Origin of the sequence: Lichenibacterium dinghuense (genome assembly GCF_021730615.1) — a bacterium.
GTDB classification, from domain to species: Bacteria; Pseudomonadota; Alphaproteobacteria; order Rhizobiales; family Beijerinckiaceae; genus Lichenihabitans; species Lichenihabitans dinghuensis.
Map to the genome: position 1 here is coordinate 4,590,968 of NZ_JAJLMN010000001.1, position 26,878 is coordinate 4,617,845.

Genomic DNA, 26,878 nt, shown 5'->3' on the forward strand with positions numbered 1-26,878 from the left:
CCTATTGCCGGCCGAGACGGCCGACGGAGGACCGACCATGAAGTTCCTGGTGACCTATCGCGAGCGGCAGGCCGACTTCGATCCCGCGGCGGCGCAGCGCCGCGCGGCGCGGCTGCTGACCGAGCGCGCGATGCCGCCGGGGCTGAAGGTCCACGAACTGCTGTCGCGCATCGGCGGCGGCGGAGGCTACGCCGTGGTCGAGACCGCCGAGGCCGAGGACCTCCAGCACCTCGCCGGGCTGTTCTCCTCCTACGAGTGCCGCATCGAGCCCGTGGCGGACCTGTCGTTCAACGGTGCCGCGCGCGCGGAGCGGCCGGCGGCCGCCGCTCAGGGCACCCCGCTGCCCGAGATGCCGCCCGGCGAGCCGCACGAGGGCGCCTTCTCGGACGACGACGTTTACGACACGGAGGATTGAGCGGCCGGGGCGGGGCCGCTCCGGTCCGCGCGGCGCGGGATGGCGGCCGCGCCGAGCCGCCGCACCTCCTGGCGCGCCGCCGCCAGGGCGTCGAGCAGGAGGCCGGCCGCGCCGATGGCCGAGCCCGTCCCCACCAGCGCTAGGGCCGCGAGCGTCTCGGCCGAGGGCGCCAGCGCCGCCCGCGCACCCCGGATCTCCAATTCTGGCGCCGCAGCGGCGAGGCCGGCCGCCATCACCGCGAGGCCGATCAGGCCGAAGACGCGCCGCGGACGCTCGTCCACCAGCAGCCGCACCACCGTGCCCAGCATCGCCGCGCGGTCGGGCGGCCCCGCGGTCGGGGCTGGCCCGGCGTGGCGTGCCGCCAGGGCGGTCACCCGGCCGACCGGGAGCCGGAGCCGGAGCGCGTGCAGGGCGAGGTCGCGCGCGGAGGACGGGCCTCGCCCGGGGCGGGCACTTGTCCGGCGGTAGGACAGCGCGAACCGCCGCGAACAGGCCTTGAAGTCGGAGCGGAGCGCGTCGCCGTGGCCGCCGAAGGCGAAGTCCACCGTGCGGCGCAGCAGCCGCGAGGCCGCGTCGCGCGCGGGCTCCTCGCCGAAGCGGGCGACGTCGACGAGGTCGCACCCGCCGTCGATCTCGGCGACGATCAGCGGCGCCACGCACACGTCCTCCGCGCCCGCGCCGTCGGCCAGGATGTATGTGTCGGCGTCGACCTCGGCGAGCATCCGCCTCACCAGGGCGTCGCGGGACGAGGGCGGGACAACGCGGACCACGGCGCCCGCGGCCTCGGCGGCCCGGCGGTCCTGCGGCGGCAGGTCGTGCCCGTAGAGCCAGATCTGCGCGCGGGGCAGGACCGTGCGGTAGCCGCGCGCCGCCCCGGCGGGATCGCGGCAGGACGTCATCAGCACCGCGACGGCGGGGTCGGCGTCGGGGCGCGCCGCCCAAGGAACGGGACGCGGCGGCCGACTCGGGCCGGCGTCGCGGCCGTGCGGCCGCACCGCCGAAGGGGGAGAAGGGGGCACGTGACGACCTCGACGCTGGACGAAGTCCGGTCTTAGCGCCCCGACGTTAACGTTTCTGAAGCGGCGAAATCAGCCGCCCTTGACGCGGGCCTTGCGGGCCGCGTAGCGCGCGTCGCGCGCCGCCTTGCGGGCGGCCTCGTCGGCCAGGATGCGGGCCGCCCGCTCCAGGCGTGCAGCCTCGGCGGCCTGCTTCTCGAGCTCGATCTGGGCGAGCCGCTCGAGCTCTGCGGCGGCCTCGGCGGCCTCGCGGGCGGCCTTCTCCTCGGCCTCCTTCAGGAGCTGCAGGCGCCGCAGCTCCTCCTTCTCGGCGGCGCGCTTGGCGCGGGCCTCGGCGATCGCCTGACGCTCGGCCTGCTTGCGGAGGACCTCCGGGTCGTCGTCCGCCGGCCTCGTCTTCAGTTTTTCGACCAGGGCCTTCTTGGCCGCGGAGGTGGAGCTGATGCGATCGGCGAAATTGGCGCTGTTGAACTTACCCACTTGTCGTCCATGTTCGAGTGCGGCGGGGTCATCCGCCGATCGAGCCGGCGGGCTGCGCCACACGGCCGTGCGGCGATGCTCCGATATAGGCATGGCCGGCGGCCGTGAAAAGCTCCGGGCCGCCCCGGAAGGCCCGGCGCGCGTCAGCGATGCGCGGACGCCCCTCCGATGCCCGCGTCCAGGGCGGGATGCGTGTCGGCCGCCTCCGCCGCCCCGCCGAAGCCGTGCATGCGCAGGGCCCATTGCAGGCCGATCAGCGCGCCCTTCACCACGGGCAGCAGGCCCAGGCACAGGGCCACGGTGGCCGGCAGCCAGACCATCGCGTGCAGCCACAGCGGCCAGGCATAGGCGATGTCGATCCCGACCACCGCGGCGACGATGAGGTGGCCGGCGAAGAAGATCGTCACGTAGGGCGGGGCATCGTCGGCGCGCTGGTGGTGAAGCTCCTCGCCGCAGGCCCGGCAGGCGTCGACGGGCTTGAGATAAGCGCGGTAGAGCCCGCCCGCACCGCAGGCGGGGCAGCGGCAGAGCGCGCCGCGGAGCATGGCCGCCGCGAGGCTCCGCTCCGGCGGGGCGGCCTCCTCGCCGTAGCTGTAGGTCTGGGCGTCGGTCTCCATGACGGTCCTTCCCTCGATGTCGCCCGGCGCCCGGCCGCGCCCGCCCCCATGATGGGGATCGCGCCGCGGGATCGCACGGTGGGCTTCGTTAACCCCGTTGTAAACGGCCGTGTGAACTGATGCGGCCCAGGCCGCGCGCGACCGGGCGGCCGAACGGGGATGCGCGCCGTGGTGTCGCTCAAGGCTGGCAAGATCATCCTGCTCGGCGCCACCTGCGGGATGATCGCCGCGGCCGTGAACGTGTCGGTCCTGATCGGAGCGCGTCAGGACGAGCTCGACGCGGCGTCCCGCTGCCGGACCTGCGCGGCCGCGGCCGGGGTCGAGCTGGAGTTCACGCGCCTGGAGGAGCGCATCGCCGCCGCGCCCGCCGCCGCCTCCGGCGTGGCGGACGCGCGGCTCCGCTTCGACGCGCTGCGCGAACGCGCGGCGGCGCTCGACGCGCCGGAGCTGCGCGCCGAGCTCGCCGCGCTGCCGGGGGCGCTCCCCACCCTCGACCGCCTCGACGCTGTCCTGCGCGATCTCGACCCCCTGATGGGCCGCGTCGACCGGCCGGACGTCGGCGCGGCCGCCCTCGCCCTGATGGCGCCGCTCGACTTCGAGCTGTCGCGCCTCGTCGCCGAGGCCGACCGGCTCGGGGAAGCGCGCGGCGCCGCGGGGCGGGCCGAGCTCGCGCGGCTCTACCGGGTGCTCACCACCGTCGTGGCGGCACTGTTCGCCTTCGGGGCCGCGCTGCTGGCGCTGCTGTACCGCCACAACCGCCGTCTCGGCGAGGCCCGCGACAGGCTCGCCGCCTCGACGGCCGAGCTCGAAGCCGCGTCGGCGCGCCTCGCGGCCGCCAATGCCGAAGCGTCGGCCGCCGCGGCCGAGCTCGCGGCCCGCAACGTCGTGCTGGACCGGCGCGACCGCGAGCTCGGCCAGCAGAACAAGCGCTTCGACGCCGCGCTGAACAACATGTCGCTGGCCCTGTGCATGGTGGACGCGGGCGACCGGCTCGTCGTGTATAATCAGCGCTTCGCCGACCTGTTCGGGCTCGACCTCGCCCCCATCCCGGGCGTGCTCTTCGCCGACCTCGTCGCCCTGGCCGACGGCCCGCGGCTCGGCGAGGTCCACGCCCGCCAGCGGGCCCTGTCGACGGACGGCGGCCGGGTGACGACCTTCGTGCAGGACCTGTCGACCGGCTTGGCGGCGCTGCCCGTCGGCCCGTTCGCGGTGCCGCCCGGCTCGGGGCTCGTGCTGTCCGTGTCGCATCGCCCCATGCGGGACGGCGGCTGGGTGGCGACCTACGAGGACATCACGCAACGCCGCCACGACGAGGCGCGCATCGCCCACCTGGCCCAGCACGACGCGCTGACCGGACTCAGCAACCGCGGAGCCTTCGCGGCGAAACTCGACGCGGCCCTTTCGGACGGGCGCCGCCGCGGGCGCGCCTCCGCGGTCCACTGCATCGGCGTCGACCGGTTCCGGGACGTCAACGACGGCTTCGGACACGGCGCCGGCGACGCGCTGCTGCGTGAGATCGCCGCCCGGCTCCTCGCCGAAGCCGGGGACGGCGCGGTGGCGCGGTTCGGCGGCGACGAGTTCGCCGTGCTGCAAACCGGCGCGCGGGCCGACGAGATTCCGGCGCTGGCGGCGCGGCTGAGCCGGGCGGTGGCCCGGCCCTTCACGGTCGGGGGGCGCGAGATCATCGTCTCGGCCGGCCTCGGGCACGCGGCGGCGCCGGCCGACGGCGACACGGCGGACGCGCTGCTCAAGGCCGCGCAACTGGCGCTGGCCGAGGCGAAGCGCGCGGGGCGGGGCGCCGTGCGGGCCTTTACGCCCGACATGGACGCGGCCCGCCGGGCCCGCCGCGCGCTCGAAGCCGACCTCGGGCGCGCGCTCGCGGCCGGCGAGTTCGAGCTGTTCTTCCAGCCGCTGGTGGACGCGCGCCGCGTCGCCGTCACGGGGTTCGAGGCGCTGCTGCGCTGGCGCCATCCGTCGCGCGGGCTCGTGTCGCCGGTCGAGTTCATACCGGTCGCGGAGGAGCTCGGCCTCATCGGCGGCATCGGCGCCTGGGTGCTCGGCGCGGCCTGCCGGGCGGCGACGGCCTGGCCGGGCGGCCAGACCGTGGCGGTGAACCTGTCGCCGGCGCAGTTCGCGGTGACCGACCTCCTGGCGACCGTGGAGGATGCGCTGTCCGCCTCGGGCCTCGACCCGCGCCGGCTGGAGCTGGAGATCACCGAAAGCGTGCCGCTCGGCGAGGACAGCCTCGGTGTCCTGCACGCGCTGCGGACGCGGGGCATCCGGATCGCCATGGACGACTTCGGAACCGGCTACTCGTCGCTGAGCTACCTGCGCCGCTTCCCCTTCGACAAGATCAAGATCGACCAGTCCTTCGTGCGCGACCTCGCGAGCCGGCCCGACTGCATCAAGATCGTCCGGTCCATCACGGCGCTGGGCCAGAGCCTCGGCATGACCACCACGGCCGAGGGCGTCGAGACCGCGGAACAGTTCGCCCAGCTCCAGGCGGCCGGCTGCGACCAGGTTCAGGGCTACCACTTCGGGCGCCCGCGACCCGCCGCCGAGATCGCCTTCGTGCCCGAGATCGTCGCCGCGGCCTGAGCGGTGGGGTCAGGGGCGCCGGGCCATCTCGTCCCGGCGCATCGGCATGGCGTCGATGAGCGGGAAAAGAGCATCGCGGCCGAGCGGCGACGCCGATCGCAGCTTCTCGCCCCCGTCCTTGCCGACCAGCACGGCCACGAAGCCCTCGCCGCCGAAGCGCCGCCGGAGCGCGGCACCGCCCGGCGTGTCGTCGGTCGCGGCGACCAGCGCGAGGTCGCGCTCCCGCCCGGCCGCGCCGAGCCCGGCGAAGAGCCGCCGCTGCGCCGAGAGGAGCGGGTCGGCGGCCGTCGGCGCCAGCGCGACCACGACGCGGCGCTGCCAGCGGTAGCCCGCGAGCGGGTCGTCGGCGGCCCGCGCGGGGCTGAGCGCCGGGATCGCTGCCAGCATCGCGAGCGGCAGCAGCTTGGTCGTCGCGCGCATGGATCGCTCCCCCTCGACGCCGTCCAACGCGCCGCCGCCGCCGGCGGGTCCCGCGTTTCGCCGCAAAGACCGGCCTAGCTCGCGGCCATGAGCCAGCCCAGAACCCCGCCCTTCCCCGTCTCCGACCACTGCGACGGCCGGCGCTTCTTCAACCCCGGCGTCGACACCGACCGCAGCCTCGCCGACCTCCTGCGCTGGCGGCGCGAGAAGGGGCGCGTGCCCTGGCCGGCCGCGGTGCCGTCCACGCCGGCGCCACCGCCCCCCGCCGCGGCCGGGCCCGGCGAGGTCCTGCTGACGCTCGTCGGGCAGAGCACGGTGCTGATCCAGGTCGAGGGCTGCAACATCCTCACCGATCCGGTGTGGTCCGACCGCGCGAGCCCGCTCGGCTTCGCCGGGCCGCGGCGCGTGCGGGCGCCCGGCATCGCCTTCGCGGACCTGCCGCGGATCGACCTCGTGCTGCTCAGCCACAACCACTACGACCACATGGACGTGCCGACGCTGAAGCGACTCCACGCCCGCTCCGCGCCGCGGATCGTCACGGGGCTGGGCAACGGCCGCACGCTGGCCCGCCACGGCATCGACGGCGTCGTGGAGCTCGACTGGTGGCAGTGCTGCACGCCGGCGCAGGGCGTCGACGTCACCTACCTGCCGGCCCAGCACTGGTCGAGCCGCAGCCCGTGGGACCGGCGCCGCGCGCTGTGGGGCGGCCACGCCGTGCAGTGCGGCGGAACCTGCGTGGTCTTCGCCGGCGACTCGGGCTACGGGCCGCATTTCGCCGCGATCGGCCGCACGCTCAAGCCCGACGTCGCGCTGCTGCCGATCGGCGCCTACGAGCCGCGCTGGTTCATGCGGGCGCAGCACATGGACCCGTCGGACGCCGTGGCGGCGCACCGGGACCTCGGCGCGGCGATGAGCCTCGGCCTCCACTGGGGCACGTTCCAGCTCACCGACGAGGCGATCGACGCGCCGCTCGCGGAGCTCGCGCGGGCGCGGGCCGAGGCCGGCCTCGACGAGGCCGCGTTCCGCACGCCCGACTTCGGCACAACGCTGGTGTGGCGGCGGCGGCCGCTGCCCGTCGAGGCCCCGGCGTCGGCCGCGCCCTGACGGGGCGGGGCTTGACGGGCGGGGACGGCGGCGAAACAACCCCGCCACGCGGCGGGCGCGAGGCCTGCCCGCCGGAGGACCCGACCATGCGTGTGCTGTTCATCGCCGCCGCGGCGCTGCTGGGGGCGACGGCCCTGGCGGGCGCGCAGACGCAATCCACGACCCCGTCCAAGACGGGCTGCAACGCCGGCGTGGTCAACGCGCCCACCACGCCGACGGATCAGAACTCGGCCGGCGGCACGGCGCCCGGCAACACGGGCAACAACGGCTTCACCGGCGCCGGCCTCGGCGGCTCCTTCTCGGGCACGTCGGTGAACGGCCCCGCCGCCGGCTCCCCCTCGGTCCAGCCCGCGACCGCCCGGGGCCTCGACCCGATCACGGCGCCGCCCAAGCCGTCCAGCACCGGCAACTGCTGAGGCCCGCCTCCGTCAGTGCGCCGTGCCGTGGTGGCGGCCGGGCAGGGGCGCGGGCGTGCTCCCGTCGCCGTTTCCCAGCGCCCGCTGCACCATGACGCTGTCGGCCCAGTGGCCGAACTTGAAGGCGACCGCCGGCAGCAGGCCCACCTGGCGGAAGCCGCAGCGCTCATGGAGCCGGAGCGAGGCCGCGTTGGCGCCGTCGATGTAGCCGATCATCTGGCGGAAGCCGCCCGCCGCGCAGGCCTCGACCAGCGCCGGCAGCAGCACGCGGCCGATGCCGAGGCCGGTGCGCTCCGGGTGGATGTAGATCGAGTGCTTCAGCGTGTAGCGGTAGGCGGGCCGCTTCCTGAACGGCACCGCGTAGGCGTAGCCCGCCACCTCGCCGTCGAGCGCCGCCACGAGGTGCGGCAGGCGCTTCTGGCGCATGTTGCGCCGCCGCCGCTTCAGGTCCTCGGCGTCGACGTTGTCGGCCTCGTAGGCGCCGAGGTCGCCGATGCCGCGGCCGATGTGGTGGGAATAGATCGCCACCATGGCGGGCACGTCGGCCTCGGTCGAGGGGCGGATCACCAGCGAGCGGTCGCGGATCGTCGTCGCCAGCATCAGAACTCCCGCGCGAGAGGGCGCCCGCCCGAGCTCCTGCCGGCGGGCCGGCCGGTCTCGCGCATCACGTAGGTGTAGAAGCGGATGCGCCCGTCCGGGTCCGTCTCCCGGTAGACGCCCTGGATCTCGGCGTCGAGCCCGGGGAAGCGGTTCGAGCTTTCCTCGAACATCTTGAAATAGTCGAGCATGGGCTTGGCCCGCGGCCCGATCCGCTCGCCCGGCACGATCACGCCGATGCCCGGCGGGTAGACCAGCATCAGCGTCGTGGCGATGCGGCCCTCGGCCTCCTCGATCGGCACGTAGTCGACGCGGTTGCGCACCAGCGCGCGATAGGCCTCGTGCGGCAGCACCGCCATCTCGGGCAGGTGGCCGGGCTCGAACATGGCGCGCTGCAGGCGGCTCGTGCCGTGGGCGCGGTGGAAGTCGTGGAACTCGCGGCACAGGGCGCGGATGCGCAGGCCGCCGTAGCGCTTCCGCCGGCGGCGCACGAAGTCCGGCATCACCTCCTCGACCGGCGCGTCCTCGTCGTGCAGCCGCTTGAAGGCGACGAGCGCCGAGATCAGCGTGCCGGCCTTCGACGATTCCACGCCCGGCGTCAGCAGGAACAGCATGGAGTTGAGGTCGTTCTTCTCCGGCACGATGCGGTTCTCGCGCAGGTACTGCGCCACCACGGGGGCCGGGATGCCCGTGTCGGCGTAGTCGCCCGTCGCGCGGTCGAAGCCCGGCGTCAGGATCGTCAGCTTGTTCGGGTCCGTCATGGCGAAGCCCGACTCGACGTGCCGGAAGCCGTGCCAGCGCGCGCCGGGCTCCAGCATCCAGAAGCGCGGGTCGGAGGCGAGGTCGTCGGTCGGCACCTCCTCCCAGGGCAGGTCCCCCGCGGGCTCGTCTTCGGTCGCGGGCATCGGCACCGTGTCGGGCACGAAGGGGTCGAAGAACCAGCGGGCGGCCGGGTCCTCGCGGCCCTCGAACTCGCGGCGGATGGTCCGGATCTTCTTGCGCAGCTCGATGCCGAGCCGCACCGTGTCGTCCCACAGCACCTGACCCGAGCGGCCCTTCATCATCTGCGCGCCGACGTCGAGCGAGGCGAAGATGGGGTAGAAGGGCGAGGTCGAGGCGTGGAGCAGGAAGCTCTCGTTCATGCGCCGGTGCTCGACGCGCCGGTCCTGCCCGCGGATGTGGGCGTCCTTGGTGTGGATCTGCGAGGCCTGCGAGAAGCTCGCGAGCTGCTTGTGGGCCGACTGCGTGGCGATGACGCCGGGCGAGTCGGGGCCGAGGTCCTTCAGCCCCATGGCGAAGCGCCCCGCGTAGAGCGGGTGGAACTTCATGAACCCCGCCCAGGCCTCGTCGAACAGGATGTAGTCGCACAGGTGCCCGATGCGGCGCACGATCTCCTCGGCCGAGTAGATCGTGCCGTCGTAGGTACACTGCTCGATCACCGCGGCGCGGAACGGCCGCGGCCGGCGCCACGCGTGGGGGTCGGTGACGAGCGGGTTCGAGCGGATCTGCTCGCGGATGCGCTCCTCGTCGAGCGCGTCGGCGTAGATCGGGCCGATCAGCCCGTGCGCGTTGCGGTCGGTCGGCAGGAAGACCGGGACGCCCTCGCCGAGCAGCAGCGCGCCGTGCAGCGCGGCCTTGTGGTTGTTGCGGTCGAACAGCACGAGGTCGCCCTCGGCCACCAGCGCGTTCAGCACCACCTTGTTGGACGCCGAGGTGCCGTTCAGCACGAAGTAGGTCCGCTCGGCGCCGAAGATCGCGGCGGCCTCGCGCTGGGCCCGCAGCGCCGGGCCCTCGTGGACCAGCAGGTCGCCGAGGTCGAGCACCGAATTGTCGATGTCGTCGCGGAAGATCGCTTCCCCGAGGTGCTCGACGAAGATGCGGCCGATCGGCGAGCGGTTGTAGAAGACGCCGCCGTTGTGGCCCGGGCAGGTCCAGAGCTGGTTGCCCGCCTCGGCATAGTCGACCAGCGCGCCGAAGAAGGGCGTCTTCAGCGTGTCGGCATATTGCTTCACGCGGCTGACGAGGCCGCGGGCGATGAAGTCCGGCGTTTCCTCGGCGAGGAAGATGTAGCCGTCGATGAAGTCGACGACCTCGACCGGGATGTCCTCCAGGCGCTTGCGGCGCACCATCACCACGATGGGCATCTCGAGGCCGCGGCGGCGCATGAGGTTGACGAGGGCCGCCGTCTTGCCCTCGAAGCCGCGCTTGCCCCAGTCCACCACCATGCAGCCGATGGCGGCGTCGGTCTGCACCGCGATGGCGGCGTCCTCGACCTTGCGGGCCCGCACGACCTCGAAGCCCGAGCGCTCGACCGCCTCGATGATCTGCTCGATACGCCGCCCTTCGAGGTCGTCGGGGTCGAAGGAGGGCGTGCACATTAGCACGGTGAAGCGACGGGTGAAATCCAAGGGGCGGCCTCCGGCTGGGCCGTCTCCATCGGGCGCGAGTGCGACATTGGCGTGACGGCGGCAGACGGGATCTTTCAAACGGGCTTGCGTCGAGCCGGCCGGGCCGTGACGAAGTTGGCCCGGGTGCTGCCGTCGTCGACCTGCCAGACGGTGAGGACATCCGGCGTGCTGCCGTCCGGGCAGACGATCGCCCCCGTGATCCTGTGCTTCACCGCTCCGGGCACGGGCAGGGCGTCGCCCGGCCAACCTTTCAGAGCCTGTGACGCCAGGGCGTCGGCGAGCGCCTCGGGACGTCCTCGATCGAAGCCGCGTCCCAGGAAGAATTTAGCCTTCGACCAGCCGGAAGGATGGTTGGGGTCGAGCAGGTAATCCCGGATCTTGGCCGAGGGGATCGTCAGCCGCTCGACCCGCGGCATCGATTCAGCGCGCTTCGAGCGCGCCGGCCTCGACGGTCGCGAGACCGGCCTCGAACTCGACCTCGTAAGCGGCACCGTCGGCGTAAACGGCCACGACCGTCCCGCACGTTCCCGCCGGAATCCCGACGCCTTCGTCTGTCGTCACAGCCCGCAGCAGGCGCACGGTGGCCAGGTCCGCGAACCCACGCGAAATCCCGGCATCGAAGGAATAGGTGAGGACGGGCGCATTCATGGTGGCTGGCTCCCGCGACGAACCAAAAGGTTCGAGCCAAAGTGGGCGCAGCGCAACGAGCCGTCAATCACCCTGCGCCCGCCGACGTTTCACACCAGTTCGGCCATCGACGCCGCGGAGAAGTCCCTGAGGCCCGCCCCGTCGCCCGCCCGCACCTTGGCGACCCAGGAGGGATCGTTGAGGATGGCGCGGCCGACCGCGATGAGGTCGAACTCGTCGCGCTCCATGCGCGCGACCAGCGGCTCCAGCCCGGCCCGCTCCGACCCTTCGCCGCCGAAGGCCCCCATGAAGTCGCCCGACAGGCCCACCGAGCCGACGCTGATCGTGGCCCGGCCGGTGAGCTTCTTGGTCCAGCCGGCGAAGTTCAGCCCCCCGGCGCCGTCGACCTCGGGGAACTCCGGCTCCCAGAAGCGGCGCTGCGAGCAGTGGAACACGTCGACGCCCGCCTCGGCCAGCGGCCCGAGCCAGTCCGCCAGGGCGTCGGGCGTCTCGGCCAGGCGTGAGGAGAAGTCCTGCTGCTTCCACTGGCTCACGCGCAGGATCAGCGGGTAGTCGGGCCCCACGGCCGCGCGCATGGCCGCCACGACCTCGGCCGCGAAGCGCGAGCGCTCAGCGATGGTCGGGCCGTTGTAGCGGTCGGCGCGCCGGTTGGTGCCCGGCCAGAAGAACTGGTCGACGAGGTAGCCGTGCGCGCCGTGGATCTCGGCGGTGTCGAAGCCGAGGCGCTTGGCGTCCGCCGCGGCGCGCGCGAAGGCCGCCACCGTGTCGGCGATGTCCTCCTCGCTCATGGCGCGCCCGCGCGGCTGGCCGGGGGCGACGAGGCCCGACGGGCTCTCGACCTCGGCGTCCGGCACCCAGTCGGTGAGGAAGCTCACCACCGAGCCGGTATGCCAGAGCTGCGGACCCATGCGGCCGCCGGCCGCGTGCACGCCCTCGATCACGCGGGCCCAGCCGGCGAGCGCGGCTTCGCCGTGGAAGAAGGGGATCTTGGGGTCGTTGCGCGAGGCGGGGCGGTCCACCACGGTGCCCTCGGACAGGATCAGCCCCACCTCGCCCTCGGCCCTGCGGCGGTAATAGGCGGCGACGTCCTCGCCCGGCACGCCGTTCGGCGAGAAGGAGCGCGTCATCGGCGCCATGACGACGCGGTTCTTCAGCGCCAGCGACTTAACGCTGAAGGGGCGGAAGAGCGCCTCGACGGACGGGTGTGTCATGCGGACCGTGCTCCGGTTGGGGATGGCGACAGCAGTATCCCGCGTATATCAGGGGTCAATCAGGCACCCCCGATCCACCAGGTAGCTTCGAGGAAACCGGCGTGACGCACCCTTCGGCCGAGGTCGTCTCCGAGGCGCACTGCCCGAGCCGCATGCTGCTCGACCAGATCGCCGACAAGTGGTCCGTGCTGATCCTGGCGGCGCTCTGCGACGGGCCGCTGCGCTTCAACGCGGTGCGGCGGCGGCTCGACGGCATCACCCAGAAGGCGCTCACCCAGGCGCTGCGGCGGCTGGAGCGGAACGGCATCGTCGAGCGCCGCGTCGTGACGGACGCGCCGATCGCCGTGGAATACAGCATCTCGCCCCTCGGCCGCTCGCTGGAGGAGCCGTTCCGCGTCATCAACGCCTGGACGCACCGGCACCTGCCGGAGGTCGAGCAGGCGCGGGCGGCCTTCGACGAACGCCGCGGGGCCTGAAATCACTCCCCCGCGAGCCACCTCACGGTCCATTCGGTCGGCTGGCCGGGACGCCCCATCACCGCAGCGAGCCAGGGCAGCAGCGCCTCGGCCTCGGCCTTCAGCGTGTAGGGCGGGTTGACGAAGGCGAGGCCGGAGCCCGCCAACGGCCCGGCGTCCGGGTCGCCGACCAGCAGGTGGACCTGCAACACGCGCTTCATCCCCGACCCCGCGAGGCCGGCGGCGAAGCGGCCCACCGCCGCGCGGTTCTTCAGCGGATACCAGACCATGTAGGAGCCGGTGGGCCACTTGGCATGGGCGCGCAGCAGGGCCGCGAGCAGCCGGTCGAACTCGTCCGTCTTCTCGAAGGGCGGGTCGATCAGCACGAGGCCGCGGCGCTCGGGGGGCGGCAGCACCGCGTTGAGCGCCGCGTATCCGTCGGACGCCATCACGCGCACGCGCTTGTCGCCGCCGATCTCGCGCTTGAGCGCTGCGGCGTCGTCCGGGTGCAGCTCGCAGAGCGTCAACCGGTCCTCCGGGCGCAGCACCCACTGCGCCACCGCGGGCGAGCCGGGATAGCAGCGCCACAGGCCGTCCGCCCCGGCGGGGCCGACGGCCGCCAGATAGGGCGCCAGCACCTCGGCGAGCTCAGGCGGTCTGGGGGCCGCGGCGACGCGCGCGATGCCGTCGCGCCACTCGCCCGTGCGGGTCGCCTCGTCGCTGGCGAGATCGTAGACGCCGAGGCCCGCGTGGGTGTCGACGAAGCGGAGCGGGGCCGGCTTCGCGATCATGTAGGTGAGCACGCGGGCCAGCAGGGCGTGTTTGAGGACGTCGGCGAAGTTGCCGGCGTGGAAGGCGTGGCGATAGTTCATGCCTGCCCCTAACGCAGATCCGCCGACGCGCCCAACTCCCATCCCACCGCACGCCAGGGAGACCGCGCATGACCAAGCCCACCGTCCTCGTCTTCGACGTCAACGAGACCCTGCTCGACATCGAGACCCTGGAGCCGCTGTTCCTGCGCGTCTTCGGCGACGGCGCGGCGATGCGGGACTGGTTCGCGCAGCTCGTGCTCCATTCCCAGTCCGCGACGCTCGCGGGGTTCTACGCCCCTTTCGGCGCGCTCGGGGCGGGCGTGCTCCGCATGCTGGGCGAGATCCGCGGGCGGCCCGTGTCGGACGCGGACGTGGCGGAGCTCACGGCCCGCACGCTCGGCCTGCCGGCGCACGCCGACGTGCTGCCGGCGCTGGAGCGCCTGCGCGGCGCCGGCTTCCGCCTCGTCACCCTGACCAACTCGGCGCCCGACCCGGACGTCAGCCCGGTCGAGCGCAGCGGCATCGGGCGCCTCGTCGAGCGGCAGTTCAGCGTCGATGCCGTGCGCCGCTTCAAGCCGGCGCCGGAGGTGTACCGGCAGGTGTCGGACGCGCTGGCGCTGCCGCCCGGCAGCTTCTGCCTCGTGGCGGCCCACGGCTGGGACACGATGGGCGCGCAGGGCCTGGGCTGGGCCGGCGCCCTGGTGACGCGCCCCGGCAACGCGCCGCTCGCGGTGCCAGGCCTGCCGGCGCCGGACCTCGTCGCGCCCGACATGGCGGCGTTGGCGGAGATGGCGATCGCGGCCTGGCGGTGAAGCGCCCCCTCGGCACAGCAGAGCGGTCGGGAACGTCCCGCGCGACGTGAGGAGGTCGTGCCGGCCCATATCTGCGACCGAGACGATGGTCGTCCGCGCACTCGCGACGGCGCGGACCTTATCCGTCCCGGGCCGGATCACCGCCGCCGCCGTCCGGTCAGCTCGATCTCGATCCGCATGCGCGGGTCGAGCAGCCCGGCGACCATCATGGTCGCGGCGGGCCGGGCCGCGCCGAGCCGCGCGCGCAGGGCAGGCCAGCAGCTCTCGAAGTCGGCCGGATCGGGCAGGATGTAGCGGACCCGGACCGCGTCGTTGAAGGTGAAGCCGGCCTCCGCCAGCGCCGCACCGATGTTGTCGAGCGCCCGCTCGCACTGCGCCGCCGCGCCCTCGGGGATCGTGCCGGCCGCGTAGTCGAAGCCCGTAGTGCCGGACACGAACACCCAGTCCCCGTCCACCACGGCGCGGCTGTAGCCGATCTCCGCCTCGAACCGCGATCCCGAGCCGATCAGCCTCCGCTCCCCCATGAGCTACCCCTTCCGGCGCCGGCCCTCGCCGGCCGCTCCACATCGTCAACGAGGTCTGAAAGCAACGCTTTGGTCATTCTGCCCCTTGCGGGCCGTTTAACCTTGCCGATTTACAGTCATCCGGTGTTCATTTTCCAGAAATCGCCGGCGTCCACTGTCAGCTCAACAGAAGGACGGGCCACCATGCAGATCGAAATCGCCACTTCGACGAACGTCACCCCGATCTCCGCGCCGGCGATCGCCGGCCGGTCCGACATCGTGCCCGGCGACGTGGCGTCGCTGCACCGCCACCTCTTCGCCGATGGTTCGCTCGACCGCGCCGAGGCCGAGGCACTGTTCGACCTGGAGCGGGCGGCGCTGAGCCGCTGCGACAGCTGGACGAGCTTCTTCATCCAGGCCGTGACCGACCACGTCGTCTGGGGCGCCCGTCCCACGGGCCGTCTCGACGAGACCCAGGCGGAGTGGCTCCTCGCCCAGGCCGACGCGGCCCGCACCCCGGCCTCCTTCGCCCTCCTGGTCAACGTGCTGGACGAGGCCCAGACCGTGCCGTCCTGGTTCGCGGGCGCCGTGCGGGCGCGGGCGGTGGCGGGCTGGCCGGGCCTGTCGCGGGGCGAGGACGCCTTCTCGCGCCCGCTGCGGATGGCGGCGTGATCCGACCGCGGTCGCTCCGGTCGGCGGATCGCGCCGCGGGATCCGGTGGTCGCACCCGAGCGCGATCCGCCCTACCGGCCGGCGAAGAGCGACACCAGGATGAAGGCGACGATCACCAGCACGAGGCCGCCGATCAGCACGTAGCGCACGCCGACGCCGGACTTGCCCGCGCGGGCGTCCGTCTTGTCGAGGCGGGTCGGTCTCTCGCTCATCGGTCTCGCTCCCTGATTGCTGCGGCAACGGCAGGAGCCTCCGCAAGTTCCGCGCGTCCCGCCGCCGGATCCGCCGTCGGGCCGAAGACGCGCTCGAACTCCGCCCGCAGCACGCCGTCGAACTCCGCCATCGCGATCGGCAAGCCGAGGTCGACGAGGCTCGTCACCCCGTAGTGCGACTGCGCGATGCCGCAGGGCACGATGCCGCCGAAATGGGAAAGGTCCGGCTCCACGTTGACCGAGACGCCGTGGAAGCTGACCCACCGCTTGAGCCGGATGCCGATGGCCGCCACCTTGTCCTCCGCGGGCGTGCCGTCGAGCCCGGCGGGCTTGTCGGGCCGCGCCACCCACACGCCGACGCGGTCCTGCCGCCGCTCGCCCCGCACGTTCAGCCGCGCCAGCGCGCCGATCACCCAGTCTTCCAGCGCCGCCACGAAGGCCCGCACGTCCGGCCGCCGACGGTTCAGGTCGAGCATGACGTAGGCGACCCGCTGGCCGGGGCCGTGGTAGGTGTACTGCCCGCCCCGCCCCGTCCGGTGCACCGGGAACCGCCCGTCCCTGAGGTCGCCGTCCCGCGCCGAGGTGCCGGCCGTGTAGAGCGGCGGGTGCTCGACCAGCCAGACGCGTTCCGGCGCTTCCCCGGCGATGACGAGCGCGACATGCGCCTCCATGGCCGCCACCGCTTCGGCGTAGGGCACGGGAGCCTCCTCGACGCGCCATTCGACCGGCCCCGCCCCGCCGGCGGGCTTCAGGCCGGCCGCGGCGCTGCCGCGCGGGGCGGGGATGGTCGAGGCTTGATCGTCGGGCATCGGCTCGGCTGACGGTGTGCGGGGGACGGGCCGCGATCCTAGCCGGGCGATGCCGCGGGGAAAACGACGCAGAAGGCCCTTGCCAGCCCCGGTCCCGTTTGTTAGTTCACAGGCCTCGCCGACGCCGGGTCTGACCCGGCAGCGACACAGGTCGCGGCCATGGCGGAATTGGTAGACGCGCTAGCTTGAGGTGCTAGTGGGGAGACCCGTGGAGGTTCGAGTCCTCTTGGCCGCACCAATCCCTCTCCGAGGGTTTGGATCACCTGAGGTCGAGGCTGCTCCGTCATCGCCGAGGGCGGTCCGACCGGGCGACCAGTATCCGCCTGGGATGCTGTTCCAAAGCTCAACCTGATCGCTTTCGGAAGCCGCGCTGATGTCGATCGCGCGGTTTTTTCTGTCCGAGGTCCGAGCGAATCACGCGCTCGACGCTGGACGTCCCGCGCGGTAGCTCCGTCTCGGCCGGCATCGGAGCCCGGTTCAGGACGGAGGCGGTCGGTTGGACCAGGCGGCGCGGCGCGAACCTTTGACGCTCTACCTCGACGTGGACGGCGTCCTGACGACGGCCGGCTACCAGCGGCGCGCCGGGGCGGACAGGCTCGACCCGGCCGAGGTCGCCATCGTGGCCTCGCTCGTGCGCGACCTCGGCGGGGTCGTGGTGGTGTCGTCGACCTGGCGCGTCGCCGACTGCAGGCCGACGCTGGTCGCGGCGGGCCTGCCTGCGGGCTGCTTCCACGCCGACTGGCGCACGGCCATCCCCGACACCAGCCGCGACCCGGAGACCGGCGGCATGCTCCCCGCCGACAGGGCGCGGCGCGGCGACGAGATCGCCGAGCATGCCGCCCGCAACGGGATCACCCGCTACCTCGTGCTCGACGACGTCGACGTCGGCCTTGCGCATCGCGGACGCCACGTCAGGCCCGATCCGGAGTGCGGAATCACCGAAGCGGAGGGCGCCCTCGCGCGCGAGCTGGTGGCTCGCATGGACGCCGCGTCGGACGGGAAGTGAAAAATTCCTGAACGCGCGCGCGGAGATCCTTCGAAGCCGTTGATCTTCGCCCCGATTTGCCCCAAATCATGACGGTGGCATGACGCTCGCGTCGCGCCGCTCCCGACATCGCCTGGTCATCGAGACCTCGGCCGGACGTGCCCGTCCGGCTGCCCCACCTCGCCGCTCCCGTGCGGCCGGGGGGAGCTTGGCGTCGGGACGTTCGCCGGCAGGAAGGAGGGGCTGCGATGTTCATGACGAGGAAGACCACGAAGACGTCGCGGCGCTCGCTGGCGTCGCTCGGCATCGCCGAGCGGTCGGCCGCGAAGGGCCACGGGGCGCTGGTCGCCGCCGGCTGGCCCGAGATCGGCTACGGGTACCACGGCAGCGTCCACGCGCATCCCGACCACCCGGACGTGGTCGTGCGCTTCGCCCGCAAGGCCGACGGATTCGGCGACTACGCGGCCCTGCTGCGGCGCGGCTTCGCGGGCTCGAACGGGCCGCACGCGCCGCGGGTCCACGACATGCACGTCAGCCGCTGCGGCGCGCTGATGACCGTCTCGTCGCGCTTGGCCGAGCCGCCGCGCGATGCTTGGTGGCTGCCCTTCGCCCACGCGGTGATCGCCGACCACCCCGGCATGCCGATGGACGAGGGCGTGCGGGCCCGGTTCAGGGCGGAATGGCCGGCCCACGAGCCCGCGGTCGACCACCCAAGCTTCGATGGGATCCGGGAAGCCTTCCGGGCCGCCTGGCCGGGCTACGAGCCCTACGTCGCGGCTCTGCGGGCGGCCGCCCCGCGGGCGCTGGACCCGAACGTCGGGAACGTCCTCGTGGGCCTCGACGACAGCCCCGTCGTCAACGACCCGCTGTGCGACGATGGCGCCGGCCTGTGGCGCTCGACTCTGTCGCGGTCGCTGGCCCAGGTCGGCGAGGCGCTGCGCGACGCGCTGTTCGGGGCGTGGCGGAAGGCTCCGGCCGCGGCCTGAGGAGATATCCCCCGCCGCGGCGACGCGGCGGGATCGACGGCACGGGCGTGTCTGCGCGCGCCGCTCCGCATCCGATCGCCCGCTATGCGGCCCCTTCGCGGCGGGTGACGACGAGGGCCCAGATCGTCGCCGGGATCCAGCCGATCACGGTCAGGTGCAGGATGATGCACAGCACGCCCTGGATGACGTGGCCGCGCAGAAACATCGCGAGCCAGGGCGCGATGAAGCAGATCAGAATCATGAGCATGGTTGGGTCGGCTCCCGGGCCGTGTGTCTCGTCGCGGCCAACGCGGCTCCGACCGCGCCGTTCCCCGTGCGGGGCGGCGCGTCACGCGCTCCGCGCACGCTCCAGCAGCACGAGGACGCGGGCCACCATGTACCGGGCGACCGCCTGATGGCGGTGGTCGCCGCCGGGCGCCGCCGCGACGGCCCGCTTCGCGTGGTCGACCGCCTCCACGACCGAGGGCCCGAGCGTTTCCGGCAGCGTGTTCAGCAGCGCCAGGGCTGCGGCCACATCGAGGCTGTCGGCAGAGATGAGGTCCTGCGCGATCCGCAACCGCTCCGTCTCGTCGTCCCTCCCCGCCATCCCGCTCTCACGCCGACGTGCCTCGCGCGATCCGGCGCCGAACGCGGATCGGACGGCCGCCCAGGGTCGGCGTCCGAATCACCGGGTGGCGCCATCGGGTTACATTATACCGCAACGCACAATCGCGTCGACCGATGTGCCGGCCGCTTCGCCCTGGACCGTGGTCCTGTCACGGCCCGACGTGAGACACCTGCCCGCCTCGCCGGCTCAGTCGCCGAAGGGGTCGGCGGGCACGCCCGGGTAGCGCAGGCGCCGCTCGGGCTGATCCTCGTAGGGCCCGACGTCGAACGGGTAGCGCCGGTCGTTCTCGAAGGCCGCGGAAGCGCAGCCGCCCGTGGGGAAGTAGGGCGTCGGCGCGCAGTTGTGCGTGGTCGGCCCCCAGGAGCCGGCCTGGGAATTGTGCGCCGTCGCGGCATCGGCCGTGGTGACGAGGCCGGCCAGGGACGCGGCGGCCAGCAGGCCGCGGGCGAAGTGACGCATCATGAGATCCCTTCTCTCCGTCGAAAGCGCGGGTTGAACGCGCGGGGCCGTCGTTGGGTGCCGAACCCCCGCGAGATCGTCCCTGGCTCGGGCCGGGACCGCCGTCGCGCTCCGCCGCGCCGCCAGCGGCCCGGCCCGCGGCCGGGCGGCGGCGCTCCCGGAATTCGTCTATAGAGCACCCTGGAGCCCGGCCCCGCGTGCCGCGGGGCCGTCGCCTTCCGCGGCCACCAGGAGGACAGGGTCAATGCAACTCGACGGCAAGGTCGCCATCGTCACGGGCGCGGCGCGCGGCATCGGCCGCGCCATCGCGGAGCGCTACCACGCGGAAGGCGCCAGGGTCGTGGTCGCCGACCTCAACCACGCCGGCGCGATCGAGGTCGCGCAGGGCATCGGCCATCGGGCGCTGGGCCTGCAGCTCGACGTCACGCACCAGGAGTCGATCGACGCCCTGGTGGCGCGCGTGGTCGCCGAATACGGCGGCATCGACATCCTCGTGAACAACGCCGGCCTCTTCGACCTCGCCCCCATCGTCGAGATCACGCGGGAAAGCTACCGCAAGGTCTATGCCGTCAACGTCGAGGGCCTGCTCTTCACGATGCAGGCCGTCGCCCGCCAGATGATCACGCAGGGGCGGGGCGGCAAGATCATCAACTTCGCGTCCCAGGCCGGCCGCCGCGGCGAGGCGCTGGTGGGCGTCTACTGCTCGTCCAAGGCCGCGGTGATCTCGCTGACCCAGAGCGCCGGCCTCGACCTCATCAAGCACGGCATCAACGTCAACGCCATCGCGCCCGGCGTGGTCGACAACGAGCACTGGGACCACGTGGATTCCATGTTCGCCCGCTACGAGAACCTCCAGCCGGGCGAGAAGAAGCGCGCCGTCGGAGCCTCGGTGCCGTTCGGCCGCATGGCCCGGCCCGAGGAGATCGGCGGCCTCGCGACCTTCCTGGCGAGCCGGGACGCCGACTACATCGTGGCCCAGTGCTACAACATCGATGGCGGCAACTGGATGAACTGAGTCGGGAGGGCGGGGGCCGTCACACCCGGTCGACCCGGTAGCGCAGCCACATCACCCCGCCCTCGCGCGGCTGCGACGACAGCAGCGTGAGGCGCAGGCCCTTGGCGGTCGCGTCGTCGGGCGCGCCGTCGTAGTCGAACAGCGCGCCCCCGCCCGCGAGCCCGTCCACCGCGGGGGCGAGCAGCAGCGACAGTTCGTCGACGGCGCCGGCCTTGAGCAGCGAGCCGTTGATGCGGCCCCCGCCCTCGACGATCAGGCGCCCGATGCCGAACTCGCGGTTCAGGCTTTCCAGCACGCGGCCGAAGTCGATCTCGTGGCGTCCGCCGAACACGTAGGACACGCCGTCGTGCCTGAGGCCGGCGAGGTGCGCGTCGGGCACGGCCTCGCTCAGCACGACGACGAGGTGGTCGGCGTCGATGGCGTCCCGCCCCCAGACGAGCTTGCCGGAGGCGTCGAGCGCCACCGCGTAGGACGGGGCGTCGCGCTTCGCGACGTGGTCGGTGCGGGGTAGGCGCTCGTCCGTCGCGGGGTAGGGCGCCGTGCCGCGCGCGTAGCCGCTCATCGTCACGCGCCCGCACATCCAGGCATCGCCTTCGAGCAGGTCGTGGACTTTCTCGTATTCGCCGCGGCCCTCGAACGGGCTCCAGCGGCTCGTCCTGATGCGGCCGTCGACGGAGGTGATCATGTGGACGGTGACGTGGGGCTTCATGCGGTCCTGCCGGGGTCTTGACCCGATCAGAACGGACGACGCCGCCGGTTGGATCGTCCGGCCGTCCCGCTGGCGTCACCTGTGGCGAGCGAACAGGGCGCCTCCGCCGCGCGCCGCCTCGCGGTCGAGGTGTTTCCGGGCGGCCGCGTAGCCGGCCTCGCGCCGCCGCTCGATGCCGGGCGCGGAGAAATCCAGGGTTCCGGTCGACTCGAACACGGTGTCGGCCGGGATGACGTGCAGGTTCTTCATGGCCCGGTACAGCATCAGGCGCTGGAACTGCGGGTCCTGCCTGATCGCCTCGAAGACGGCCGGGTTGTCGGTCGCGAGCTTCAGGAGGTCGGTCAGCATGCGGCCGTAGCGCAGAGTGTTGTGGAAGCCGCCGAACTCGTCGCTGAACCGGCTCTCGTATTGGATCTCCATCATGCGCGTCTGCACGCCCGCGAAGTCGCGCGGGGCCGGGGCGGCGTCGGGGAACAGGTTGATGACCACGATCGGCAGGCTGTCCGCCTCCGCGGGCGTGAGCATCTCGACCAGCGGCCGCAGCGGCGTGTTGTCGAAGAGGCCGCCGTCCCAGAAGGTCTGCCCGTCGACCGCGACGCTCGGGAAGCTCGGCGGCAGGGCGCCGCTCGCCATGACGTGCCTGGCCTCGATCGTGGTGCGGTCCTTGATCGTCGTGTTGTCGGCGAGGTCGGCCGCCTCGGCACCGTCGAGGAGGTCCGCCATGGCGGTCGCCTTCTGCCCGGGGTCGTAGTTCGAGAAGCGCCTGTTGCGCCCCGTCTCGACGCAGGTCGCCGTCACGGCCATGCGCACGGAGGGGGACGGCGCGTTGATGCGGTCCCAGTCGACGATGGCGTCGAGCGTCCGGTACATGGGGCTCGTGTCGTACAGGCTGGTCCAGGTCGGGGCCGCGTACCAGTCGGCGCGCAGCCGCCAGAACGCGGGATCGCCGAAGACGGACATCAGGGCCTGCGTGCCCTGCGGCAGGAAGGGATTGTCGGGCAGCGTGATGGCCGCCCACAGCCGGTCGATGCTGCGCCTCATGTCGCCGTCGCGGGCACCGGCGAGGACGGCCGTGTTGATGGCGCCGATCGACACGCCGCTGATCGCCACGGGGCGGCAGCCCATCTCCAGCAGGGCCTGCACGGCACCGTGCTCGTAGGCGCCGAGCGCACCCCCGCCCTGCATCACGAGGCCGATGTCGACCGTTTCCGCCATCGCGCCGACCTCCGGGCCCGCCCGTGACGACCGGGAGGCCCGTCACGCGGCACGGCATGGTCCGACGACCCGCGCCGGCGTGTCAACGCCGATGCAATCCTGCGTCGGCGCCGTCGCTAGAGCGGCTTGCGGAACTTCAGCACGAAGTTGTCGGGCCCGCCCACGGCCTCGTATTTGGCGCGGTCCTGGTTGCCGAGCGCGAAGGTCGGGCCGAGCGTGGTCACGCCGTGCGGCCAGTCGGCCGTGTCCTTCGGGTTGGCCTCCATCTCGGAGGAGGCCACGAAGGTGAAGCCGGCGAGCTCCGCCAGCCCCTTGGCGTAGTCCTCGCGCACGTAGCCATCGGCGGCGTGGATGTCCTGCTCGCCGGCGCGGTTGCCGCGGTGGTCGACCAGCGCCAGGATGCCGCCGGGCTTGAGTGCCTTGAAGCAGGCCACCAGCGCTTCCTCGGCGAAGCCCTGGCGCATCCACAGGTGCAGGTCGCGGATGCCCAGGATCAGGTCGACGGAATTGGCCGGCGCGATGGCCTCGGTGCCGGGGCCGAAGGCCGACACCTTGAGGCCGGCGAACAGGTCTGGGTCCTCGGCGACGCGGCGCTTGAAATAGGCGAAGCGCTTCGCCGCCGCCTCGCGGTACGGGCTGTTCGGCGGCTCCACCTCCATGGCGGCGATCAGCGTGCCGCCGCCGTCGCGCAGGTAAGGGGCCAGGATCTCGGTCCAGTAGCCGCCGGCCGGCCACAGCTCGACGACCGTCATGTCGGGTTTCAGGCCGAAGAAGGTCAGCTCGTCGACGGGGTGGCGGGCGGCGTCGAAGGCCGGCATGCGTGGGTTACGCCGCTCGCTGTCGACGGCGGCCTGCAGGGCGGGGTCGGGCGGGGCGGGGGCGTCCTGCGCCCGCGCGAGGGGGACGGAGGCGAGGAGAGCGAGCGCGGCGGCGCGGAGCGGGAAGCGCATCGCGCGTCTCAGGCCCGCGCGAAGCGGTCGGCGTTCATGCGCCACACGGACAGGTTCAGCGCGCCCGCGATCGTGACCCAGAGCAGGTAGGGGGCCAGCAGCCAGGCCGCGGCCGGGCTCGCCGGGGCGAAGCCGATCAGCGTGAGCAGGATCGACAGCCACAGGACCAGCAGCTCGGCGAAGGCGAGGTCCGGCCGCCGCAGCCCGAAGAACACGGCCGACCAGCCGGCGTTGAGCACCATCTGGGCGGCGTAGAAGGCGAAGGGCAGGGTGAACAGCCCCGTCTCGCGCCAGGCGAGCCAGCCCGACACCGCGATCATCAGGTAGAGCGGCGTCCACACCACGGGGAACACCCAGGGGCGCGGCGTCCAGCCCGGCTTGCGCAGGGTGCGGTACCACTCGTCCGGCTTGAAGACGGCGCCGCTCGACGCGGCCGCGAAGGCGGCCACGAGGAACCCTGCGAGGGCCAGTCCCGAATTCACATCCATCGCGCGCCGCCCCGGTCGACCTCAGCGGGTCGACAATAGCACGAGCGTGCCGAGGAGACAGAGCAGGGGGATGGCCATCTGGGCCGGGCGCAGCCGCGCGAAATACAGCGGCGCTTCGAGCTTGCGGGCCGCGATGGGGTCGAAGACCTGCAGGCTGAGGTAGCCGACGAGCAGCAGCGCGGTCGCCCAGACCGGCATGGCGATCGCGGTCAGCACGATGGCGGCGAAGCCCAGGCAGAACAGCCACAGCATGGTGACGATCTGCCCCGCCGTGACGCCGCCGGGCGTGCGGAACGACACCCCGCGCCGCACCCCCGCCAGGAAGGTCAGGATGGCGCAGCCCCAGAACAGCGTGATGGCCAGCGCCGCGCCCCGCCACGGCTCGCCCGCGAGCCAGAACGCCAGCACGCCGACCACGAAGGGCACCATGGCGACGTAGCCGAAGAACACGCCGAGCCAGGGCGTCTCGGCCGGCTCGGTCAGGGTGAAAGTGGCGGAGGACGGCGTCGTGTCGGTCATGCGCGCCCAACGCCCGGCTCGCGCGCGATGTTGCGCCGCATCGAGGTCCCTGCCCCGACGAGACCGTCGCTCGCGCGTGCGAGGGGGTTTGGCCGCGGCCCGTCCTGCTTTAAGAGCGGGAGCGCCCCATCCTTCAGGAACCACGACCGCATGCGCCACGTCGCCGGAGCTTCGGCCCTCACCGCCCTCCTGGCCTGCGCGTCCTTGGCCTGCGCGGTCCCCTCGGCCGCCGCCGAGCCCGCGAAGCCCGCCCCCGCCGCTCCGGCGCCGGTCGGCCCCGACCCGTCCGTGACCACCGCCTCCTACGGCGACTGGACGGCGCGGTGCGAGAAGGGCGCGGGCGACAAGGCCCAGCGCATCTGCGAGGCCGTGCAGACCGTACAGCTCCCGAACCAGCAGGTCGCGGTGGCGCAGATCGCCTTCGGCCACGCCGGCCCCTCCGACCCGCTGAAGCTCGTCGTGGTTCTGCCGGTCGACGTGTGGTTCCCGAGCACCGTCAGGATCTCGGCCGGCGACAAGGACGCCGCGGGTGTCGAGCTCGCCTGGCGGCGCTGCCTGCCGGTCGGCTGTTTCGCCGAAAGCGCCGGGTCCGACGAGGCGGCCCGCCGCTGGCGGAGCGAGACCGGGCAGGGGCGCATCGTCTACAAGGACGGGCTCAACCGCGACGTGACGCTGCCCGTGTCGTTCCGCGGCCTCGCCCAGGCGCTCGACGCCCTCGCCAAGATGTGAGGCTGTGGCAGCCGCTCAGCTCGCCCCCTCCCCGGACGCGGCGATCGCCGCCAGATAGGCCCGGCGCGAGGAGGGCGGGGCGACGTGGCGCGGCGCGTAGACGTCGCGCGCGAGGAAGTGGTCGGTGAGCCGGAAGGCCGCAGCGAGGTCGTCCACCGTCACGGCCGAGCGCGCCTCGCCCGGCCGCAGGAAGGCGGGCAGAGGCAGCAGCCGGTCGGCGTAGATCCCCGCCGCCCCGACCGACACGGCGCGGCCGGTCTTCGGCGACACGTAGTGGAGGTCCGCCGTGCCGCCCGTGGTCGCGCAGGCGGCGAGGTCGAGGCCGAAGCCGAGCGCCGCCAGGAAGGCCAGCTCGAACTGCACCATCTGCAGCGGCAGCCGGTGCCGGTCCTCGATGCCCTCCATCATGGCTTCCAGCATGAGGTGGAGCGCCGGCTGCGGCTCGCGCTCGGGCAGGAGGCGCGCGAGGCCGGTCAGGTGGTTGACGGCGTGGAGCGAGGCGGCGCTGCCCATGACGCCGGCGGCGCGCAGCTTCAGTCCCTCGACCGCGAAGGCGCCGAGGTGATGGTCGATGCGGGCGCGCCACACCGCCTCCACGGCGTTGCCGGGCTGCAGCACCGGGCGCAGCCGCCGCGAGCGGCCGCCCTGCACGAGGCCGAGGTGGCGCCCGTGCTCGGCCGTCAGCAACTCCAGCACCACGCTGGTCTCGCCGTAGGCCCGCCCGCCCAGCACCGTCCCGCGGTCGCGCCACTCCACGCCGTGTCCCCCCTGCAACAGCCCGGATGTAACGGAATCCTAGCCACCCTGGCGACACTTTCGCGATGCGACATGCCCGCGATGAGGCGTGGCCGCGACGGCCGGCCCGGGAGACGATGACTTTGGCGATCACGCGCCGCACGATGCTGGGCGGCTCCGCCGCGCTGAGCCTGATGGGACCCGGGCCGGCGCGGGCCGCCTTCGACCCGTCGCCCTTCTTCTCGGGCAAGGCGCAGGACCACGGCTTCACCTACAACCGGTCCAACGTCGCGGCGATCGACCCCGTGTGGCAGCGCCAGCTCGTCGAGCACGAGCACCGCGAGGCGCCGGGCACGATCATCGTCGATACCCAGAACCACTTCCTCTACGTCACTTTCGAGAACAACACGGCGCTGCGCTACGGCGTCGGCGTCGGGCTGGAAGGCTTCAAGTGGTTCGGGCGCGCCACCGTGGCCCGCAAGGCGATCTGGCCCGGCTGGACGCCGCCGCCCGAGATGCTGAAGCGCCGCCCGGACCTGCCGCGCCACATGGCGGGCGGGCCCGACAACCCGCTCGGCCCCCGCGCCCTCTACCTGTACCGGGACGGCACCGACCTCGGCTACCGCCTGCACGGCACGCTGGAGCCCTGGACCATCGGCACCGACGCCTCGTCGGGCTGCGTGCGCCTGCTGCCCGAGGACGTGATGGACCTCTACCAGCGCACGCCCGTCGGCACGGCCGTCCTCGTGCTGAAGCACATCCGGTGAGGGCGCGCGCGATCCGCCTCGGCGCGATCCTGTCGCTCGCCGCCGCGCTCGGCGGCTGCGGCCATTTCGGAGGCTCCTCGGCGCCGAGCGTCAACGGCGACACCCCCATCGCCACGACGCTGGACGCCCCCAAGGGCAGCCCGTCCGACTTCGACGTCAACGTCGGCCGCCGCGTGTTCTTCGCCGCGAACTCGGCGGATCTCAACGACACGGACCGCGCCACGCTCGACAAGCAGGCGGCCTGGCTCAAGCGCTACACCCCCTACCGCATGGTGGTGGAGGGCTACGCCGACGAGCCGGGCTCGGCCGAGAGCAACATGGCGCTCGGCCGCCGCCGCGCCGCCGCCGTGGTGGCCTACCTGGAGCACCGCGGCGTCGCGGCGTCGCGCCTGCGGGCCGTCAGCTACGGCAACACCCGCCCGGTGCGGCGCTGCGCCGAGCCGGCCTGCTGGTCGCAGAACCGCCGGGCCGTCACGGTGCTCGACTCGGTCGCGTCCTGACGGCGCGGC

General features: G+C 73.2%; 35 protein-coding genes and 1 tRNA gene. 14 read left to right on the forward strand and 22 right to left on the reverse strand.

The window, feature by feature from the left end; genetic code table 11:
* Positions 1-37 precede the first annotated feature (37 nt).
* A complete protein-coding gene (locus L7N97_RS21955) occupies positions 38-415 on the forward strand; it encodes a DUF3303 domain-containing protein (RefSeq protein ID WP_237480389.1) in 378 nt (125 codons plus the stop codon).
* On the opposite strand, the gene L7N97_RS21960 is transcribed toward L7N97_RS21955, so the two are convergent.
* The 3 genes from L7N97_RS21960 to L7N97_RS21970 form a co-directional block, all read right to left on the reverse strand.
* A complete protein-coding gene (locus L7N97_RS21960; RefSeq protein WP_237480390.1) occupies positions 397-1,434 on the reverse strand; it encodes a hypothetical protein in 1,038 nt (345 codons plus the stop codon). The genes L7N97_RS21955 and L7N97_RS21960 overlap by 19 nt on opposite strands.
* Before the next feature lie 69 nt (positions 1,435-1,503).
* Positions 1,504-1,911, reverse strand: a complete 408-nt coding sequence (locus L7N97_RS21965; protein ID WP_237480391.1) for a DUF6481 family protein — start codon at positions 1,909-1,911, stop codon at positions 1,504-1,506.
* 143 nt (positions 1,912-2,054) lie between these two features.
* Positions 2,055-2,528, reverse strand: a complete 474-nt coding sequence (locus L7N97_RS21970; protein WP_237480392.1) for a DUF983 domain-containing protein — start codon at positions 2,526-2,528, stop codon at positions 2,055-2,057.
* A gap of 168 nt (positions 2,529-2,696) precedes the next feature.
* On the opposite strand from L7N97_RS21970, the gene L7N97_RS21975 reads away from it, so the two are divergent.
* On the forward strand, positions 2,697-5,126 hold the full coding sequence (locus L7N97_RS21975) for a putative bifunctional diguanylate cyclase/phosphodiesterase (RefSeq protein ID WP_237480393.1): 2,430 nt from the start codon (positions 2,697-2,699) through the stop codon (positions 5,124-5,126).
* Between the two features lie 9 nt (positions 5,127-5,135).
* Here L7N97_RS21975 and L7N97_RS21980 read toward each other — a convergent pair whose 3' ends face one another.
* Positions 5,136-5,546 carry a DUF4174 domain-containing protein gene (locus L7N97_RS21980; protein WP_237480394.1) on the reverse strand — a complete coding sequence of 137 codons (411 nt, stop codon included), beginning with the start codon at positions 5,544-5,546 and terminating at the stop codon, positions 5,136-5,138.
* A gap of 87 nt (positions 5,547-5,633) precedes the next feature.
* Here L7N97_RS21980 and L7N97_RS21985 point away from each other — a divergent pair, with 87 nt between their 5' ends.
* On the forward strand, positions 5,634-6,650 hold the full coding sequence (locus L7N97_RS21985) for an MBL fold metallo-hydrolase (protein WP_237480395.1): 1,017 nt from the start codon (positions 5,634-5,636) through the stop codon (positions 6,648-6,650).
* 86 nt (positions 6,651-6,736) lie between these two features.
* A complete protein-coding gene (locus L7N97_RS21990) occupies positions 6,737-7,066 on the forward strand; it encodes a hypothetical protein (RefSeq protein ID WP_237480396.1) in 330 nt (109 codons plus the stop codon).
* A gap of 12 nt (positions 7,067-7,078) precedes the next feature.
* Here L7N97_RS21990 and L7N97_RS21995 read toward each other — a convergent pair whose 3' ends face one another.
* The 5 genes from L7N97_RS21995 to L7N97_RS22015 all read right to left on the reverse strand — a co-directional run bounded on the left by L7N97_RS21995 (position 7,079) and on the right by L7N97_RS22015 (position 11,930).
* Positions 7,079-7,666, reverse strand: coding sequence for a GNAT family N-acetyltransferase (locus L7N97_RS21995; protein WP_237480397.1), 588 nt, complete (start codon positions 7,664-7,666; stop codon positions 7,079-7,081).
* Positions 7,666-10,071, reverse strand: coding sequence for an Orn/Lys/Arg family decarboxylase (locus L7N97_RS22000; protein ID WP_237480398.1), 2,406 nt, complete (start codon positions 10,069-10,071; stop codon positions 7,666-7,668). The genes L7N97_RS21995 and L7N97_RS22000 overlap by 1 nt, the downstream gene beginning before the upstream one ends.
* A 74-nt stretch (positions 10,072-10,145) precedes the next feature.
* A complete protein-coding gene (locus tag L7N97_RS22005; protein WP_237480399.1) occupies positions 10,146-10,487 on the reverse strand; it encodes a DUF6883 domain-containing protein in 342 nt (113 codons plus the stop codon).
* Positions 10,488-10,491: 4 nt separating this feature from the next.
* The gene (locus L7N97_RS22010) at positions 10,492-10,719 is read right to left on the reverse strand and encodes a DUF4926 domain-containing protein (protein ID WP_237480400.1); all 228 of its coding nucleotides are present in this window, start codon (positions 10,717-10,719) and stop codon (positions 10,492-10,494) included.
* A gap of 89 nt (positions 10,720-10,808) precedes the next feature.
* Positions 10,809-11,930, reverse strand: a complete 1,122-nt coding sequence (locus tag L7N97_RS22015; RefSeq protein WP_237480401.1) for an NADH:flavin oxidoreductase — start codon at positions 11,928-11,930, stop codon at positions 10,809-10,811.
* A 152-nt stretch (positions 11,931-12,082) separates the two neighbouring features.
* Here L7N97_RS22015 and L7N97_RS22020 point away from each other — a divergent pair, with 152 nt between their 5' ends.
* Complete coding sequence (locus L7N97_RS22020) at positions 12,083-12,406, forward strand: winged helix-turn-helix transcriptional regulator (protein ID WP_237482355.1); 324 nt, start codon at positions 12,083-12,085, stop codon at positions 12,404-12,406.
* Positions 12,407-12,408: 2 nt separating this feature from the next.
* On the opposite strand, the gene L7N97_RS22025 is transcribed toward L7N97_RS22020, so the two are convergent.
* The gene (locus tag L7N97_RS22025) at positions 12,409-13,257 is read right to left on the reverse strand and encodes a 23S rRNA (adenine(2030)-N(6))-methyltransferase RlmJ (RefSeq protein ID WP_237480402.1); all 849 of its coding nucleotides are present in this window, start codon (positions 13,255-13,257) and stop codon (positions 12,409-12,411) included.
* 68 nt (positions 13,258-13,325) lie between these two features.
* On the opposite strand from L7N97_RS22025, the gene L7N97_RS22030 reads away from it, so the two are divergent.
* Entirely contained in the window at positions 13,326-14,009 is a 684-nt protein-coding gene (locus L7N97_RS22030) for a haloacid dehalogenase type II (protein ID WP_237480403.1), read from the forward strand.
* A gap of 137 nt (positions 14,010-14,146) precedes the next feature.
* Here L7N97_RS22030 and L7N97_RS22035 read toward each other — a convergent pair whose 3' ends face one another.
* A complete protein-coding gene (locus tag L7N97_RS22035) occupies positions 14,147-14,533 on the reverse strand; it encodes a RidA family protein (protein ID WP_237480404.1) in 387 nt (128 codons plus the stop codon).
* 183 nt (positions 14,534-14,716) lie between these two features.
* Here L7N97_RS22035 and L7N97_RS22040 point away from each other — a divergent pair, with 183 nt between their 5' ends.
* Positions 14,717-15,184: a hypothetical protein gene (locus tag L7N97_RS22040; protein WP_237480405.1), complete on the forward strand. Its 468-nt coding sequence runs from the start codon at positions 14,717-14,719 to the stop codon at positions 15,182-15,184.
* 71 nt (positions 15,185-15,255) lie between these two features.
* Here L7N97_RS22040 and L7N97_RS22045 read toward each other — a convergent pair whose 3' ends face one another.
* Complete coding sequence (locus L7N97_RS22045; RefSeq protein WP_237480406.1) at positions 15,256-15,396, reverse strand: hypothetical protein; 141 nt, start codon at positions 15,394-15,396, stop codon at positions 15,256-15,258.
* Positions 15,393-16,205, reverse strand: coding sequence for a lipoyl(octanoyl) transferase LipB (gene lipB / locus L7N97_RS22050; RefSeq protein ID WP_237480407.1), 813 nt, complete (start codon positions 16,203-16,205; stop codon positions 15,393-15,395). Before lipB ends, L7N97_RS22045 begins: the two co-directional genes overlap by 4 nt.
* 153 nt (positions 16,206-16,358) lie before the next feature.
* On the opposite strand from lipB, the gene L7N97_RS22055 reads away from it, so the two are divergent.
* From L7N97_RS22055 to L7N97_RS22065, 3 genes are all read left to right on the forward strand, one after another.
* Positions 16,359-16,443: transfer RNA gene (locus L7N97_RS22055), tRNA-Leu, on the forward strand.
* Positions 16,444-16,701: 258 nt separating this feature from the next.
* Positions 16,702-17,211 carry an HAD domain-containing protein gene (locus L7N97_RS22060; protein WP_237480408.1) on the forward strand — a complete coding sequence of 170 codons (510 nt, stop codon included), beginning with the start codon at positions 16,702-16,704 and terminating at the stop codon, positions 17,209-17,211.
* A gap of 227 nt (positions 17,212-17,438) precedes the next feature.
* Positions 17,439-18,176 (forward strand): hypothetical protein, encoded by a 738-nt coding sequence (locus L7N97_RS22065; protein ID WP_237480409.1) that lies wholly within the window; start codon positions 17,439-17,441, stop codon positions 18,174-18,176.
* Between the two features lie 82 nt (positions 18,177-18,258).
* Here L7N97_RS22065 and L7N97_RS22070 read toward each other — a convergent pair whose 3' ends face one another.
* The 3 genes from L7N97_RS22070 to L7N97_RS22080 all read right to left on the reverse strand — a co-directional run bounded on the left by L7N97_RS22070 (position 18,259) and on the right by L7N97_RS22080 (position 19,245).
* The gene (locus L7N97_RS22070; protein WP_237480410.1) at positions 18,259-18,423 is read right to left on the reverse strand and encodes a YqaE/Pmp3 family membrane protein; all 165 of its coding nucleotides are present in this window, start codon (positions 18,421-18,423) and stop codon (positions 18,259-18,261) included.
* A gap of 81 nt (positions 18,424-18,504) precedes the next feature.
* On the reverse strand, positions 18,505-18,762 hold the full coding sequence (locus L7N97_RS22075; RefSeq protein WP_237480411.1) for a hypothetical protein: 258 nt from the start codon (positions 18,760-18,762) through the stop codon (positions 18,505-18,507).
* A gap of 207 nt (positions 18,763-18,969) precedes the next feature.
* Entirely contained in the window at positions 18,970-19,245 is a 276-nt protein-coding gene (locus L7N97_RS22080) for a hypothetical protein (protein ID WP_237480412.1), read from the reverse strand.
* Between the two features lie 241 nt (positions 19,246-19,486).
* Between L7N97_RS22080 and L7N97_RS22085 the strand changes: the two genes are divergently transcribed.
* Positions 19,487-20,257, forward strand: a complete 771-nt coding sequence (locus L7N97_RS22085; RefSeq protein ID WP_237480413.1) for an L-iditol 2-dehydrogenase — start codon at positions 19,487-19,489, stop codon at positions 20,255-20,257.
* Positions 20,258-20,276: 19 nt separating this feature from the next.
* On the opposite strand, the gene L7N97_RS22090 is transcribed toward L7N97_RS22085, so the two are convergent.
* From L7N97_RS22090 to L7N97_RS22110, 5 genes are all read right to left on the reverse strand, one after another.
* Positions 20,277-20,966 (reverse strand): dihydrofolate reductase family protein, encoded by a 690-nt coding sequence (locus L7N97_RS22090; protein ID WP_237480414.1) that lies wholly within the window; start codon positions 20,964-20,966, stop codon positions 20,277-20,279.
* A 75-nt stretch (positions 20,967-21,041) separates the two neighbouring features.
* Entirely contained in the window at positions 21,042-22,181 is a 1,140-nt protein-coding gene (locus tag L7N97_RS22095; RefSeq protein WP_237480415.1) for a patatin-like phospholipase family protein, read from the reverse strand.
* A 116-nt stretch (positions 22,182-22,297) separates the two neighbouring features.
* On the reverse strand, positions 22,298-23,131 hold the full coding sequence (locus tag L7N97_RS22100) for a class I SAM-dependent methyltransferase (RefSeq protein WP_237480416.1): 834 nt from the start codon (positions 23,129-23,131) through the stop codon (positions 22,298-22,300).
* Positions 23,132-23,139: 8 nt separating this feature from the next.
* The gene (locus L7N97_RS22105; protein WP_237480417.1) at positions 23,140-23,619 is read right to left on the reverse strand and encodes a TspO/MBR family protein; all 480 of its coding nucleotides are present in this window, start codon (positions 23,617-23,619) and stop codon (positions 23,140-23,142) included.
* Positions 23,620-23,640: 21 nt separating this feature from the next.
* Positions 23,641-24,138, reverse strand: a complete 498-nt coding sequence (locus L7N97_RS22110) for a DUF3429 domain-containing protein (RefSeq protein ID WP_237480418.1) — start codon at positions 24,136-24,138, stop codon at positions 23,641-23,643.
* 150 nt (positions 24,139-24,288) lie between these two features.
* Here L7N97_RS22110 and L7N97_RS22115 point away from each other — a divergent pair, with 150 nt between their 5' ends.
* A complete protein-coding gene (locus L7N97_RS22115; RefSeq protein WP_237480419.1) occupies positions 24,289-24,867 on the forward strand; it encodes an invasion associated locus B family protein in 579 nt (192 codons plus the stop codon).
* Between the two features lie 15 nt (positions 24,868-24,882).
* Here L7N97_RS22115 and recO read toward each other — a convergent pair whose 3' ends face one another.
* Positions 24,883-25,623 carry a DNA repair protein RecO gene (gene recO / locus L7N97_RS22120; protein ID WP_237480420.1) on the reverse strand — a complete coding sequence of 247 codons (741 nt, stop codon included), beginning with the start codon at positions 25,621-25,623 and terminating at the stop codon, positions 24,883-24,885.
* 122 nt (positions 25,624-25,745) lie between these two features.
* Here recO and L7N97_RS22125 point away from each other — a divergent pair, with 122 nt between their 5' ends.
* Together L7N97_RS22125 and L7N97_RS22130 are read left to right on the forward strand one after the other, a co-directional pair.
* The gene (locus L7N97_RS22125) at positions 25,746-26,369 is read left to right on the forward strand and encodes a L,D-transpeptidase (RefSeq protein ID WP_237482357.1); all 624 of its coding nucleotides are present in this window, start codon (positions 25,746-25,748) and stop codon (positions 26,367-26,369) included.
* A complete protein-coding gene (locus L7N97_RS22130) occupies positions 26,366-26,869 on the forward strand; it encodes an OmpA family protein (protein ID WP_237480421.1) in 504 nt (167 codons plus the stop codon). Before L7N97_RS22125 ends, L7N97_RS22130 begins: the two co-directional genes overlap by 4 nt.
* The last annotated feature ends 9 nt before the right edge of the window (positions 26,870-26,878 follow it).